This window comes from Pseudomonas sp. NPDC089918, assembly GCF_050280605.1.
Taxonomy (GTDB): Bacteria; Pseudomonadota; Gammaproteobacteria; order Pseudomonadales; family Pseudomonadaceae; genus Aquipseudomonas.
On the sequence record NZ_JBNNVP010000074.1, the window covers coordinates 1 to 15,037 of the forward strand.

The window sequence follows — 15,037 nt, forward strand, 5'->3', positions numbered from 1 at the left end:
TCAATCTGGAACAGGCGATTCGCATCCGTACCGGCGAAACCGATACCGACGCAATCTAAGCCGCCACAAACCCAACGCCCCAGGAGAAAACAATAAGAAAGGTCGAGGAACCTTGGCTTCCGAACACAGTATTTGAAGCACCTGCTCCGAAAGACGCGCCAGCATCCGCACCTTTACCCTGCTGCAGCAAAACCAGAGCAACTACGCCCAATGCACCCAGCAGATGAAAAACGACTACGACTGTTTCCAGCATTTTTTCAGTTTCCCGCGGCGCGACAAATCGCACCGAACTCATCTGCATTCAGGGAAGCCCCACCAATGAGCCCCCCATCGATATCCGGCATGCCGAACAGTTCGACCGCATTGGCCGCCTTCACGCTGCCGCCGTATAGAAGCCGCACACCTTGCGCGACTTCAGAATTCTCTGCCGCCAACTGAGCGCGAATGGCTGCGTGCACATCCTGCGCCTGTTGCGGCGAAGCAGTCAGCCCGGTGCCAATGGCCCAGACCGGCTCGTAAGCGATTACTGCCTTTGCAAAGACACCTACACCCAGCTCCTCAATGATACTGCCAAGCTGACGCCCGACAACCTCAAGAGTTTTTCCAGCTTCGCGCTCTTCGAGGGTTTCCCCTACGCACAACACCGGAATCAAGCCACATGCCTGCGCCGCTGCGAACTTGCGAATCAGCATTCCATCCTGCTCGCCCATTATCTGGCGGCGTTCGGAGTGCCCGACAAGCACCAGAGAACAACCTGCATCCACCAATTGACTTGGCGCAATTTCACCGGTCAATGCACCTTGCATGGATTCCACTGCAGAATTCTGCGCGCCGACCGAAATCGACTTACCTTTCAAGCCATCAATCACTTGATTGATATGCAAGCAAGACGGGAATACCGCGACATCAACACCGCTCGGCAAGGCCAGATGACTAAGGCCATTGATCAGCTCAGCGACGCTGGCGCGGGTACCGTGCATCTTCCAGTTACCAGCTACCATAGGGCGACGCATGCTGTACCTCGTCGGTCAAAGTGGGCGCAGATGTTACCCAACACAATCATGGCTGGCAAGCCGAAATCAGACAGAAACTTCAGTTACCAGTTTTGCCAGCTCTTCGGCGTAACCGCGAACCTGCGTTTCATCCTCACCCTCGACCATGACCCGCACCAGCGGCTCTGTCCCGGACTTGCGTAAAAGTACGCGCCCACGACCGGCCATCGCCTGAGTGACACGATCACTGGCCTCCTTGACGGTCGGATGTTCGAGTGGATTCGCACCACCGCCAAACCGGACATTGATCAGCACCTGAGGACACTTGCGCAACGCCTGACGGGACTGAGCCAGGCCTTCAGCTCGCCTCTTCAGCGCCATCAACACCTGCAGCGCAGCAATGATGGCATCACCGGTGGTGGTATGACTGAAGCAGACAATGTGCCCCGAGTTTTCCCCGCCCACCTGCCAATCGCGCTCCAGCAACTCGGAGATCACGTAACGGTCGCCAACGTTGGCGCGCACAAAAGGAATAGCCAGATCCGCCAAGGCCAATTCCAGCCCCAGGTTACTCATCAACGTACCGACCACTCCGCCCTGCAACTTGCCGCGCTCTTGCAGATCGCGAGCAATGATGAACAGCAACTCGTCGCCGTCGACGACAGCGCCAGTGTGATCAACCATCTGAACCCGGTCACCATCACCATCAAAGGCAATACCCAAATCGGCGTGCTCGGCCAATACGGCAGCTTGCAGCGGCTCCATATGGGTCGAACCGCAGTTTTCATTGATGTTCAGGCCGTCAGGATGAGCAGAAAGCACAACAACTTCAGCCCCCAGCTCACGGAACACACTAGGCGCCACTTTATAGGTCGCACCGTGGGCACAGTCGATCACGATCTTCAGCCCGGTAAAACTGGTGCCGGCAGGAACGCTGCTCTTGCAGAATTCGATATAACGGCCCGAGGCATCGTTGATTCGCGACACCTTGCCGATCTTGCTCGACTCAACCACGGTCATCGGGGTGTCGAGCAACTCTTCAATCATCAACTCGACTTCATCCGGAAGCTTGGTGCCCTTCCCGGAGAAAAACTTGATGCCGTTGTCGTCATGAGGGTTGTGCGAGGCGCTGATCACGATGCCGGCTTCAGCATGAAAAGTCCGCGTCAGATAGGCGATGGCCGGCGTCGGCATCGGCCCCAGAAGCATCACATCAGCACCTGCCGAGGTCAGTCCGGCCTCAAGCGCAGATTCGAACATGTAACCGGAGATCCGAGTGTCCTTGCCCACGAGCACCTTGCAGGCACCCATGCTACGAAATGCCATGCCTGCCGCCCAGCCAAGCTTGAGCATGAAATCAGGAGTAATCGGGTATTGACCGACTCGACCACGAATGCCGTCGGTGCCAAAGTATTTTTTGCTCATAAGTACTCCATCATTCTTATTCGGCTGATTCTACGGCGGCGATCATCCGCACCACATCGACGGTTTCGGCCACATCATGGACGCGCAATATACGCGCCCCCTTGATTGAAGCCAGTGCCGCGAGCGCCAAACCGCCATACAGGCGCTCCCCCACCGGCCGATTCAAGGCTTGCCCGATCATGCTCTTTCGCGAAACCCCGACCAACAGAGGCCGCCCCAAGGCATGCAAGGCCTCCATACGCTTAAACAGGCTCAGGTTGTGCTGCAAGGTTTTCGCGAAGCCGAAGCCCGGATCGAGAATGATCCGCTCGGCGGGGATGCCCACCAACGCGCACTGAACCATGCGCTCAGCGAGAAACTCGCCGACCTCTTTCGTCACATCCTGGTAGTGCGGATTGTCCTGCATGTCGCCCGGCTCACCGAGCATATGCATCAGACATACCGGCAAGCCGGTGGCCGCTGCCGCATCCAGAGCGCCATCTCGACGCAACGAACGCACATCATTGATCAAACCCGCCCCCAGCCTTGCGGTTTCACGCATGACTGCCGGCGTGGAGGTATCGACCGAGATAATCACATCGAGTTCACGATGAATACGCTCGACGACAGGCGCTACACGCTCCATCTCTTCAAGGGGGGAAACCGCCCTGGCACCGGGCCGGGTCGATTCGCCACCAACGTCGATCAGCGTCGCACCAGCCGCCACCATCGCCTCGGCGTGGCGCAGGGCCGCATCGAGCTGACTGTATTGGCCACCATCGGAAAAGGAGTCGGGAGTGACATTGAGAATGCCCATGACATGCGTCTGGGCCAAATCAAGAACCCGGTTACCGCAAGGCAACCGGGTCGAGGACTGAACAGAAGTCATTTCAAACCTTATACGTCAGCAGCCGGGCCACCGATGGGTGTTTCCGGACGCCCATCCTGCACCGCCGGAGGCGTGCCGGAAGTATCACTACCGCCAGACCAGTCGCGAGGCTCGCGAGGAGCACGACCGGCCATGATGTCATCGATCTGATCAGCATCGATCGTCTCGTACTTCATCAAGGCATCCGCCATGGCGTCAAGCTTGTCACGGTTATCCGTAAGGATCTGTTTGGCCGTGCCGTAGCACTGGTCAATGATGCTGCGTACTTCGGAGTCGATCAGTTTGGCTGTCTCGCCGGAGAAGCTGGCATGTTGACCACCGCCGCCACGACCGAGGAACACTTCGCCCTCTTCTTCGGCGTACATCAACGGACCGAGTTTCTCCGACAATCCCCACTTGGTCACCATGTTCCGTGCGATCTGGCTGGCACGCATGATGTCGTTGGATGCACCGGTGGTGACACCGTCGAAGCCAAGGGTCATCTCTTCAGCAATACGACCGCCGTACAGCGAGCAGATCTGGCTGATCAGCGCACGCTTGGACAGGCTGTAGCGATCTTCTTCCGGCAGGAACATGGTCACACCGAGCGCACGACCGCGCGGGATGATAGACACTTTGTAGACCGGATCATGCTCAGGTACGACGCGACCGACGATAGCGTGACCAGCTTCGTGATAAGCAGTGTTCTGCTTCTCTTTCTCGGACATGACCATGGATTTGCGCTCGGCACCCATCATGATCTTGTCTTTGGCCAGTTCGAACTCTTTCATCTCGACGATACGCTTGCCGGCACGGGCTGCGAACAACGACGCCTCGTTCACCAGGTTGGCCAGGTCGGCACCGGAGAAACCAGGAGTACCACGCGCGATCACGGCCGGAGCGACGTCGTCACCCATTGGCACTTTGCGCATGTGGACTTTGAGAATCTGCTCGCGACCACGGATATCCGGCAGACCGACCACGACCTGACGGTCGAAACGACCCGGACGCAGCAATGCAGGGTCCAGTACGTCGGGACGGTTGGTTGCTGCAATGACGATGATGCCGTCATTCATTTCGAAGCCGTCCATCTCCACCAGCAACTGGTTGAGTGTCTGTTCGCGCTCGTCGTGACCGCCGCCCATGCCGGCACCACGGTGGCGACCGACGGCGTCGATTTCATCGATGAAGATGATGCATGGCGCGTGCTTCTTCGCCTGCTCGAACATGTCACGAACACGACTGGCACCGACACCGACGAACATTTCGACGAAATCGGAACCGGAAATAGTGAAGAACGGCACTTTGGCTTCGCCGGCAATCGCCTTGGCGATCAAGGTTTTACCAGTACCAGGAGGACCGACCATCAGCACGCCACGAGGAATGCGACCGCCCAAACGCTGGAATTTGCCCGGATCACGCAGGAACTCGACCAGCTCGCCAACTTCTTCCTTGGCTTCGTCGCAACCGGCAACGTCAGCCAAAGTGGTTTTCACCTGATCTTCGGAGAGCAGGCGCGCCTTGCTCTTGCCGAAGCTCATTGGCCCGCCCTTTCCACCGGCGCCGCCCTGCATCTGCCGCATGAAGAACATGAATACGGCGATGATCACCAGGATCGGGAAGCTTGCGACCAGGAGCTGAGTCCAGATGCTTTGCTGTTCAGGTTGCTTGCCCTCGACTACCACGTGGTTATCCACGAGGTCGCCGATCAGGCCATTGTCCTGGATTGCCGGACGAATGGTCTTGAAGCTGTCGCCATCGTTGCGCTTGCCGGTAATCACGTAGCCATCAACTGCTACGCGCTCGACCTTGCCATCCTTGACCTGCTGGATGAAGTCGGAATAGTTGAGGGTCTGCGGCTCGTTAGGGCTGGAGAAGTTGTTCATCACTGTCACCAGGACAGCCGCGATGATCAACCACAGGATCAGATTCTTTGCCATATCGTTCAATTAACTACCCTCTGAAGCAAGCTCCGCTAATGGCGCGTGCTTCGCATGATATTCACCGGCCTAACTTACTACATTACCTACGGCTCTGGCAGGCGCCGTCTGTAACCCTTTGTGAAACACTTTCTACACAATATTCGCTAATGCTCACGGGGCGAAATACGAAAATCCTATCGACCCGCAAAAAAACCTCGATTTACTCACTACGGCCGCGGTAGCCCCAAGCCAGCATGTATTGCTCGCGGGAACTGCCACGGGAAGAGTCCGGCTTGATCATCTGGACCTTGTCGAATTTCTGACGAGCGTCCTTCACGTAAGCATCAAACCCTTCGCCCTGAAACACCTTGATCACGAAATTACCACCCGGCTTGAGTATCCGAGCCGCCAGATCAAGAGCCAGCTCACATAGAAACATGGCTTTTGGCATGTCCACCTCAGGCGTACCACTCATATTGGGGGCCATATCGGAAATCACAAGGTCCACCTGCGAATTACCCACGGCTTCAAGGATCTGAGCGAGCACTTCGTCCTGGGTGAAGTCACCCTGGATGAAAGTCACGTCCGGAATGCTGTCCATTTCCAGGATGTCCGAGGCGATCAGACGCCCCTGACCACCGATCAGCCGACTAGTGACCTGCGACCAGCCGCCGGGCGCCGCACCCAGGTCGACAACGCTCATACCCGGACGGATCAGCTTGTATTTCTCCTGGACCTCCAGAAGCTTGTAACTCGCACGCGAGCGGTAACCATCCTTCTGCGCCTGCTTCACATAGGGATCATTGACATGTCTTTTCAGCCAACCAAGGCTTGTCTTGGAACGCGCCATTGGGCACCTCGATGATAAGGGTCGTGATTAATTGGGCGGATCCACGAACCCTCGGGTAAAATGGCCGCCATTTTACAGAATCCAGACTAAAGGGTCAGATTATGCCGCTCACTCAAGAGCAGAAGAAACAGTACAAATCCATTGGCCACCATCTGAAACCAGTTTTGATCGTGGCTGACAACGGTTTGACTGAAGGTGTGTTAGCCGAACTTGAACGCGCTTTGGCGGATCACGAGCTGATCAAAATCAAGCTCAACATCCTCGATCGCGAATCGCGCCTGGCAGCCATTGCAGAACTCTGCAAGGCTGGCAAAGCCGATCTGGTTCAAGTCATCGGCAAGATGGCACTGATTTACCGCAAGAACTTCAGCGTCAACAAGCAGCTGTCGAACGTCCATCGCTTCAAGTGATGACAAGGGTCAAGGGTGTGCTTCGCGCACCCTCACACTCCATCCCGGCACCGGTTGCATCACCAGCACCAGCCCGGAAAATCCCAGAACAAGATAGCTGAACAGCTGCCAATGCGCCGCCTGCGGCCAGCCGACGTGGACCGCGAAATACATCGCGCCCCCATACAGCGCCATCAGCAGCAGTTGCCCACGAATATCGCGCCATAGACTGGCAAGGCCCTCGGCCTGAACCAGCACCAAAACCTGAAAAATCACACACGCTGCGGCAAATCCCACCATCAGCGTATTCAGCATGCCTGCAATTTCGTCGATCAGCAGCGGTGCCAGGCCTATTCGTCCCAGCACCGGCAGCAGACCGATGTGCAACAGCCACAGGCCGCCAACCCACAACATTTGGGTCAGCTGCCAAAGCATGGCGCCCGCACGCAACGGGCGCCTTCTTTCAGAGGTGGCGAACTTCGACAATCTCATACTCGATAACGCCACCTGGCGTTTTCACGGCGACCACATCACCCTCTTCCTTGGCGATCAAGGCGCGAGCCAGTGGCGAACCCACCGAAATCTTGCCGAGTTTGAAGTCAGCCTCATCCTCACCCACGATGTGGTAAGTGACGCGCTCATCCGTCTCGACGTTGGCGATTTCAACGGTGGTGCCGAAAATCACTTTGCCGGTATGAGGAATGGTCGTGACATCGATGATGACCTGATTCTGAATCCGACCTTCAATGTCACGAATCCGCGCCTCGACCATACCCTGCTGCTCGCGAGCAGCGTGGTACTCGGCGTTTTCCTTCAAATCACCCAACTCGCGGGCCGTACCGATGTCCTGGCTGAGCTTCGGACGGACGACCTTGGTCAGGTGAGCGTGTTCTTCTTCCAGGGCTTTCGCGCCCTGGACGGTCATTGGGTATTTGATCATGCCTTCAATCCTGCGTGTAAATCCTGCAAGCGGCGCACGGTCTTCTCGGGACCGAACTTCAGCGCTTCGCAGATAGCTTCGCCAGCAGCAATGGTAGTGGTGCAGTAGATCTTGTGCTGCAAGGCATTGCGACGAATGGAGTAGGAATCGGCGATCGACTGGCGACCTTCGGTGGTGTTAATGATCAGGGTGACTTCGTCATTCTTGATCATGTCGACCACATGCGGACGGCCCTCGGTCACCTTGTTCACACGACGCACTTTCAGGCCTGCGGCTTCGATCAGCTTGGCAGTACCGGCAGTGGCGACCACTTCAAAGCCCAAGTTGATCAGATCACGGGCCACGCCCGCAACCAGCGGCTTGTCATCGTCACGCACGCTGATGAACGCGGTACCGCCAGTCGGCAGCACTTCGCTGGCACCCATCTGGGCTTTGGCAAAGGCTTCGCCGAAGGTGTCACCCACGCCCATCACTTCACCGGTGGACTTCATCTCTGGGCCCAGGATCGGGTCCACACCAGGGAATTTGGCGAATGGGAACACCGCCTCTTTCACGCTGTAGAAGTTAGGAATGATTTCTTTGGTGAAGCCGATTTCTTTCAGGGTTTTGCCAGCCATGACGCGAGCCGCGATCATTGCCAGAGAAACACCGATGCACTTGGACACAAACGGTACGGTACGGGAAGCGCGCGGGTTGACTTCGATGACGTAGATGTCTTCGCCTTGCAGCGCCAACTGAACGTTCATCAGGCCGACAACGCCCAGTTCCAGGGCCATTTTCTTGACCTGTTCGCGCATCTCGTCCTGGATGTGAGCAGGCAGCGAGTACGGCGGCAGGGAGCACGCGGAGTCACCGGAGTGAACGCCGGCCTGCTCGATGTGCTGCATGATCGCGCCGATCACCACGTCGGTGCCGTCGCAGACCGCATCCACGTCCATTTCGATGGCGCAGTTGAGGAAGTGATCGAGCAGCACCGGGCTGTCGTTGGACACTTTCACCGCATCACGCAGGTAGCGCTTGAGCTCTTCTTCTTCGTAGACGATTTCCATCGCGCGACCGCCCAGCACGTAGGACGGACGAACCACCAGCGGGTAACCGATCTTGGCCGCGGCACGAATCGCTTCGTCTTCGCTGCGCACGGTGGCGTTTGGCGGCTGACGCAGGTTCAGACGCTCAACCATTTGCTGGAAGCGCTCACGGTCTTCGGCACGGTCGATGGCGTCAGGGCTGGTGCCGATGATTGGCACGCCGGCTTCTTCCAGTGCACGCGCCAGTTTCAGCGGGGTTTGGCCGCCGTACTGGACGATCACGCCTTTCGGCTTCTCGACGCGGACGATTTCCAGTACGTCTTCCAGGGTCACTGGTTCGAAGTACAGACGATCGGAGGTGTCGTAGTCGGTGGAAACGGTTTCCGGGTTGCAGTTGACCATGATGGTCTCGTAACCGTCTTCGCGCAGGGCCAGTGCCGCGTGTACGCAGCAATAGTCGAACTCGATGCCCTGGCCGATACGGTTTGGACCGCCGCCGAGGATCATGATCTTGTCGCGACCCGACGGCGCGGCTTCGCACTCTTCCTCGTACGTCGAGTAGAGGTAAGCAGTGTCGGTAGCGAACTCGGCCGCGCAGGTGTCAACGCGCTTGTAGACCGGGAAGATTTCCAGCTTGTGACGGTGGCGACGCAGAGCCTTCTCGGTCACGCCCAGCAGCTTGGCCAGACGCATGTCGGAGAAACCTTTGCGCTTGAGGCGGAACATCAAGTCGTGGTCGATGCTGGCCAGACCCAGGGTCTTGACCGTCTCTTCTTCCTTGATCAGGTCTTCGATCTGTACCAGGAACCACGGGTCGATCATGTTCATGCCGAAAATATCTTCGACCGACAGGCCGGCGCGGAACGCGTCAGCGACGTACCAGATACGCTCGGCGCCCGGCACGGTCAGTTCGCGCTTGAGGATGCTCATGCTTTCCGGGTTGCTCAGGTCGAGCTTCTCGTCCAGGCCGCAAACGCCCACTTCCAGGCCGCGCAGGGCTTTCTGCAGGGATTCCTGGAAGGTCCGGCCGATGGCCATGACTTCACCGACCGACTTCATTTGAGTGGTCAGGCGTGCGTCGGCTTTCGGGAATTTCTCGAAGGCGAAGCGTGGCAGCTTGGTGACGACGTAGTCGATGGACGGCTCGAAGGACGCCGGGGTCTTGCCACCGGTGATGTCGTTCGACAGCTCGTCGAGGGTATAACCGACGGCCAGTTTTGCCGCGACCTTGGCGATCGGGAAACCGGTGGCTTTCGAGGCCAGGGCCGAGGAACGGGATACCCGCGGGTTCATCTCGATGACGACCATGCGGCCGGTGTCCGGGCAGATGCCGAACTGGACGTTGGAACCGCCAGTCTCGACGCCGATCTCGCGCAGTACCGCCAGGGAGGCGTTACGCAGGATCTGGTATTCCTTGTCGGTCAGGGTCTGTGCTGGCGCAACAGTGATCGAGTCACCGGTGTGCACGCCCATCGGGTCGAAGTTTTCGATGGAGCAGACGATGATGCAGTTGTCCTTCTTATCGCGGACAACCTCCATTTCGTACTCTTTCCAGCCGATCAGCGATTCGTCGATCAGCAGCTCTTTGGTCGGCGACAGGTCCAGACCGCGAGCGCAGATTTCTTCAAACTCTTCACGGTTGTAAGCGATACCGCCACCAGTGCCGCCCATGGTGAAGGACGGACGAATGATGCACGGGAAGCCGAGACGCTCGAGAACCGCGTTGGCCTCTTCCATGCTGTGGGCGATACCCGAACGCGGGCAGTCCAGACCGATGGATTTCATCGCCTTGTCGAAGCGCGAACGGTCTTCGGCCTTGTCGATGGTGTCAGCGTTGGCGCCGATCATTTCTACGCCGAACTTCTCCAGAACGCCTTCGCGCTCCAGGTCCAGTGCGCAGTTCAGAGCGGTTTGGCCACCCATGGTTGGCAGCAGCGCGTCCGGACGCTCTTTCTCGATGATCTTGGCAACGGTCTGCCACTTGATCGGCTCGATGTAGGTGGCGTCGGCCATGGCCGGGTCGGTCATGATGGTGGCCGGGTTGGAGTTCACCAGGATGACGCGGTAACCCTCCTCGCGCAGGGCTTTACAGGCCTGGGCGCCGGAGTAGTCGAATTCGCAGGCCTGGCCGATCACGATCGGGCCAGCGCCGAGAATCAGGATGCTTTTAATGTCTGTACGTTTTGGCATGGGTTGTCACTCAAATCCGCAGGTCAGTCGGCAAGCCGTCTTGTTCAATCTCTGAAGCCTTGAGGGGGCCACCGGTTTCGGGACCGCCCTCAGGCTTCGCTACATCAGGGCGAGCGATTAGCGTCGCTTGGCCATTTCGTTGATGAAGCGATCAAACAGTGGCGCTACGTCGTTCGGGCCAGGGCTGGCTTCAGGGTGACCCTGGAAGCTGAAGGCGCTCTTGTCGGTACGCTCGATGCCTTGCAGGGTGCCGTCGAACAGCGATTTGTGGATCGCCCGAACGTTGCCTGGCAGGGTCGCTTCGTCTACCGCAAAACCGTGGTTCTGGCTGGTGATCATCACCACACCGCTGTCCAGATCCTGGACCGGGTGGTTGGCACCGTGGTGGCCATGGCCCATTTTCAGGGTCTTGGCGCCGGAGGCCAGAGCCAGCAGTTGGTGACCGAGGCAGATGCCGAACACCGGAATCTCGGTTTCCAGCACGTCCTTGATTGCCTGGATCGCGTAGTCGCATGGCTCAGGGTCGCCCGGGCCGTTGGACAGGAACACACCGTCAGGCTTCAGTGCCAGCGCTTCGGCGGCCGGAGTCTGTGCAGGCACCACGGTCACGCGGCAACCGCGCTCGACCAGCATGCGCAGGATGTTGACCTTGACGCCGTAGTCGTAGGCCACCACGTGGTACGGCAGATCGGAAGCGTCGATAGTCGCGTGGCTGTCGGTTTTCAGATCCCAGACAGTCGAGCGCCACTCGTACTTCTCTTTGGTGCTGACGACTTTTGCCAGGTCCATGCCTTTAAGGCCAGGGAAACCCTGAGCGGCGGCGATGGCGGCTTCTTCGGAAATGTTGTCACCGGCCATGATGCAGCCGTTCTGCGCGCCTTTCTCACGCAGGATGCGTGTGAGGCGGCGAGTGTCGATACCGGCGATAGCCACCACATTGTTGGCTTTCAGGTAGTCGGACAGTGACATCGTGTTGCGCCAGTTGCTCGCAACCAGTGGCAGGTCACGGATGACCAGACCAGCGGACCAGACGCGGTCGGACTCGGCGTCTTCCGGCGTGGTGCCGGTATTGCCGATGTGCGGGTAAGTCAGGGTAACGATTTGTTGGGCGTAGGAAGGATCGGTAAGGATTTCCTGATAGCCGGTCATTGCGGTGTTGAACACCACCTCACCAACGGTTTGACCGTCGGCTCCAATGGCTTCGCCGCGAAAAATGCTGCCATCAGCAAGGGCGAGTATGGCTGGCTTAGTCAAGAAGACCTCCCGTAAATAAAGCCTGAAAGGGCGATCGCAGGTTGTAAAAAAGCGGAGTGACGTATGGACACGTCACCCCGCTTCTTCACCGAATTATTCTGCGCGCTTTTAGTGGACACACTAAAGCTGTAGCTTACAGAAAAAGGCATTTTTGGTCTACCGCCAATGAGCCCTAAAGGCCGGAGAATGCGACAGGACGTCGCTTGGCGGAACAAAACCGGGCCCAAACGCTGAGTTTGAACCCGATTTCGGGCACATCTTACCGCAGGTCGAGCACGTCTTGCATGTCGTAAAGGCCTGGCTCACGACCATCCAGCCACAAAGCTGCACGTACCGCACCCTTGGCGAAGGTCATGCGACTGGATGCTTTGTGAGTGATTTCCAGTCGCTCGCCTTCACAGGCGAACAGCACCGTATGATCACCGACCACATCCCCACCGCGAACAGTCGCGAAGCCGATCGTTTCACGCTCACGCACACCGGTGTGACCTTCACGACCATAGACCGCAACCTTCTGCAGGTCACGATCCAGCGCGCTGGCGATCACCTCGCCCATGCGCAGAGCCGTACCTGAAGGCGCATCGATCTTGTGCCGATGATGAGCCTCGATGATTTCGATGTCAGCCTCATCACCCAGCACACGAGCCGCCATATCGAGCAGCTTCAGCGACAGGTTTACACCAACACTGAAATTGGCCGCGAACACAATCGCAATATCCTTGCTCGCCTCGGCCAGCAACTGCTTCTGCGCCGCGTCCAGCCCCGTGGTGCCGATCACCATGGACTTGCCCGCCTTACGGCAGAACTCCAGGTTTTTCAGCATCACTTCCGGGAGCGTGAAGTCGATCAACACATCGAACTCATCAGCCACCGCATCCAGCTTACCGGACAGCGGCACACCGATTCGCCCCAGCGATGCCAGCTCACCGGCATCCACGCCAATCAGCGTGCTGCCGGGGCGCACGATGGCTGCTGTCAGGCCGGTCAGCGGCGCGCGTTGCTGCACCGCTTCGACCAGAATCTTGCCCATACGCCCGGCAGCGCCCATCACAGCTATACGTCGCATGCCGACTCCTTACAAATCGCCGAAGAAGCGCTTCACGCCTTCGAACCAACCAGTGGTTTTCGGCGAATGACTGTTGTCGCCCGCCAGGGAGCTGCGCAACTCCTCCAGCAATTCGCGCTGACGACGACCCAGGTTGACCGGGGTTTCGACCGCCACGCGGCACATCAGGTCACCAGCACCGCCACCACGAACCGGCGCGACGCCTTTGCCGCGAACACGGAACTGCTTACCGGTCTGAGTCCCTTCCGGAATCTTCAGCTTGACCCGACCATCAAGGGTCGGAATCTCCAGTTCGCCACCCAGCGCTGCATCGACGAAGCTGATTGGCACTTCGCAGAACAGGTGCTTGCCGTCACGCTGGAAGATCGCGTGCACGCGCACGTTGATTACCACGTACAAGTCGCCGGTCGGGCCACCCTGTGCACCCGCCTCGCCTTCGCCAGACAAGCGAATACGGTCGCCAGTATCGACACCGGCCGGCACTTTCACCGACAGGGTCTTGTACTCTTCGACACGACCTTCGCCGTGGCAGGAATCGCACGGATCGGAAATGATCTTGCCTTGGCCATGGCAGCGCGGGCAGGTCTGCTGCACCGAGAAGAAGCCCTGCTGCATGCGTACCTGACCGATACCGCCGCACGTCGGGCACGTGATCGGCGAGGAGCCTTTCTTGGCGCCCGAGCCATCGCACGGCTTGCAGTTGACCAATGTCGGAACGCGGATATTCACGGTCGTGCCGCGCACCGCTTCTTCCAGGTTCAGCTCCAGGGTGTAACGCAGATCGCTGCCGCGCTGAGCGCCGCCACGAGCACCGCCGCGACCGCCACCGAAGAAGTCACTGAAGACATCGCCAAAGATGTCGGAGAAATTCTGACCGCCAAAACCGGCACCGCCGCCACCCATGCTCGGGTCGACACCGGCATGACCGTACTGGTCATAGGCCGCGCGCTTGCTGGAATCGGACAGCACTTCGTAGGCCTCGTTGGCCTCCTTGAACATATCTTCCGACGCTTTGTCATCGGGATTACGGTCTGGGTGGTGCTTCATCGCCAGGCGACGGTAGGCCTTTTTCAGGTCCGCTTCGCTTGAACCACGCTCAACACCCAATACTTCGTAATAGTCACGCTTTGCCATAAGTCTTTGCACTCTTAAGGACGTTCGGCAAACCTCTCCTGAGCCTCGCCAAACTCGTTGAGCCCCAATACAGGCCCGGACCCAACTCACGTCAATTCAACGATCCTGGTCTTTGATTCGATGCGGTACTTTCGACTCGAAAAGCAGGAGCATTTCCGGCCATACCATCAGCACCCGAACGGTTGTCGCATGCTGTAAAAATTCGCTAACTCCAGACACGCCAACGCGGGAGCAAGCTCCCGCGCGGCGACATCCTACCAGTCACCGCCTGAAGGCAGTCAACCGGGCGACCAACAACTTACTTGTGGTCTTTGACTTCTTCGAACTCGGCATCGACAACGTCGTCAGCTTTTTCAGCTTTCTCGTCGTGCGGTGCCGCGCCTTCAGCTGGCTGAGCCTGGTCGGCGTACATCTTCTGAGCCACTGGCGCGGAGACTTTGGACAGCTCTTCAACCTTGGCTTCGATAGCGGCCTTGTCGTCGCCTTTGATGGCGGTTTCCAGGGCAACTACAGCGGCTTCGATTGCAGTCTTCTCTTCAGCGCTCACTTTATCGCCAGCATCAGCGACCATTTTGCGCGTCGAGTGAACCAGGGCATCGCCTTGGTTACGGGCGCTGGCCAGCTCTTCGAACTTGCGGTCTTCTTCAGCGTTCACTTCAGCATCGCGAACCATCTGCTGAATTTCTTCCTCGGACAGACCGGAGTTGGCCTTGATCACGATCGACTGAGTCTTGCCGGTAGCCTTGTCTTTCGCGCCGACGTGCAGAATGCCGTTGGCGTCGATGTCGAAGGTCACTTCGATTTGTGGCACGCCACGTGGTGCTGGTGGAATCTCGGCCAGGTCGAACTTGCCCAGGGACTTGTTCTGTGCGGCTTGCTTACGCTCACCTTGCAGTACGTGAATGGCCCTGAATAATCAGGGCTTTGTCGGTACAAATATGGCGGAGGCGATGGGATTCGAACTCATGGACCTGTTACAGTCGACGGTTTTCAAGACCGT

General features: G+C 58.2%; 13 protein-coding genes and 1 pseudogene. 1 reads left to right on the plus strand and 13 read right to left on the minus strand.

Annotation, left to right across the window (positions count from 1 at the left end; translation table 11 throughout):
* Nucleotides 1–55 precede the first annotated feature (55 nt).
* The 6 genes from secG to rlmE all read right to left on the minus strand — a co-directional run bounded on the left by secG (nucleotide 56) and on the right by rlmE (nucleotide 6,036).
* Nucleotides 56–253, minus strand: a complete 198-nt coding sequence (gene secG / locus ACQKPC_RS29275) for a preprotein translocase subunit SecG (RefSeq protein ID WP_427628123.1) — start codon at nucleotides 251–253, stop codon at nucleotides 56–58.
* 4 nt (nucleotides 254–257) lie between these two features.
* Nucleotides 258–1,013: a triose-phosphate isomerase gene (gene tpiA / locus ACQKPC_RS29280; protein WP_427628125.1), complete on the minus strand. Its 756-nt coding sequence runs from the start codon at nucleotides 1,011–1,013 to the stop codon at nucleotides 258–260.
* A 66-nt stretch (nucleotides 1,014–1,079) separates the two neighbouring features.
* Nucleotides 1,080–2,417 (minus strand): phosphoglucosamine mutase, encoded by a 1,338-nt coding sequence (gene glmM / locus ACQKPC_RS29285; protein WP_427628127.1) that lies wholly within the window; start codon nucleotides 2,415–2,417, stop codon nucleotides 1,080–1,082.
* Nucleotides 2,418–2,433: 16 nt separating this feature from the next.
* Nucleotides 2,434–3,285 (minus strand): dihydropteroate synthase, encoded by an 852-nt coding sequence (gene folP, locus ACQKPC_RS29290; protein WP_427628128.1) that lies wholly within the window; start codon nucleotides 3,283–3,285, stop codon nucleotides 2,434–2,436.
* An 8-nt stretch (nucleotides 3,286–3,293) separates the two neighbouring features.
* On the minus strand, nucleotides 3,294–5,204 hold the full coding sequence (ftsH, locus tag ACQKPC_RS29295; RefSeq protein ID WP_030128083.1) for an ATP-dependent zinc metalloprotease FtsH: 1,911 nt from the start codon (nucleotides 5,202–5,204) through the stop codon (nucleotides 3,294–3,296).
* 202 nt (nucleotides 5,205–5,406) lie between these two features.
* Nucleotides 5,407–6,036, minus strand: coding sequence for a 23S rRNA (uridine(2552)-2'-O)-methyltransferase RlmE (gene rlmE, locus ACQKPC_RS29300; RefSeq protein WP_007900501.1), 630 nt, complete (start codon nucleotides 6,034–6,036; stop codon nucleotides 5,407–5,409).
* Between the two features lie 101 nt (nucleotides 6,037–6,137).
* Between rlmE and ACQKPC_RS29305 the strand changes: the two genes are divergently transcribed.
* Complete coding sequence (locus ACQKPC_RS29305) at nucleotides 6,138–6,446, plus strand: YhbY family RNA-binding protein (RefSeq protein ID WP_007900503.1); 309 nt, start codon at nucleotides 6,138–6,140, stop codon at nucleotides 6,444–6,446.
* 9 nt (nucleotides 6,447–6,455) lie between these two features.
* Here the strand turns inward: ACQKPC_RS29305 and ACQKPC_RS29310 are convergent, their stop codons facing one another.
* The 7 genes and pseudogenes from ACQKPC_RS29310 to ACQKPC_RS29340 all read right to left on the minus strand — a co-directional run.
* Nucleotides 6,456–6,860 (minus strand): hypothetical protein, encoded by a 405-nt coding sequence (locus ACQKPC_RS29310; RefSeq protein ID WP_008067206.1) that lies wholly within the window; start codon nucleotides 6,858–6,860, stop codon nucleotides 6,456–6,458.
* A 28-nt stretch (nucleotides 6,861–6,888) separates the two neighbouring features.
* Nucleotides 6,889–7,365, minus strand: coding sequence for a transcription elongation factor GreA (greA, locus tag ACQKPC_RS29315; RefSeq protein WP_007942892.1), 477 nt, complete (start codon nucleotides 7,363–7,365; stop codon nucleotides 6,889–6,891).
* Complete coding sequence (carB, locus tag ACQKPC_RS29320; RefSeq protein WP_427628131.1) at nucleotides 7,362–10,583, minus strand: carbamoyl-phosphate synthase large subunit; 3,222 nt, start codon at nucleotides 10,581–10,583, stop codon at nucleotides 7,362–7,364. The genes greA and carB overlap by 4 nt, the downstream gene beginning before the upstream one ends.
* Before the next feature lie 117 nt (nucleotides 10,584–10,700).
* Nucleotides 10,701–11,837, minus strand: coding sequence for a glutamine-hydrolyzing carbamoyl-phosphate synthase small subunit (gene carA / locus ACQKPC_RS29325; RefSeq protein WP_192346341.1), 1,137 nt, complete (start codon nucleotides 11,835–11,837; stop codon nucleotides 10,701–10,703).
* Nucleotides 11,838–12,096: 259 nt separating this feature from the next.
* Entirely contained in the window at nucleotides 12,097–12,903 is an 807-nt protein-coding gene (gene dapB / locus ACQKPC_RS29330; RefSeq protein ID WP_008067200.1) for a 4-hydroxy-tetrahydrodipicolinate reductase, read from the minus strand.
* A gap of 9 nt (nucleotides 12,904–12,912) precedes the next feature.
* Complete coding sequence (gene dnaJ, locus ACQKPC_RS29335) at nucleotides 12,913–14,037, minus strand: molecular chaperone DnaJ (protein ID WP_427628134.1); 1,125 nt, start codon at nucleotides 14,035–14,037, stop codon at nucleotides 12,913–12,915.
* A gap of 298 nt (nucleotides 14,038–14,335) precedes the next feature.
* A pseudogene (locus ACQKPC_RS29340) lies at nucleotides 14,336–14,941 on the minus strand (Hsp70 family protein); the annotation flags it as partial.
* Nucleotides 14,942–15,037: the final 96 nt, after the last annotated feature.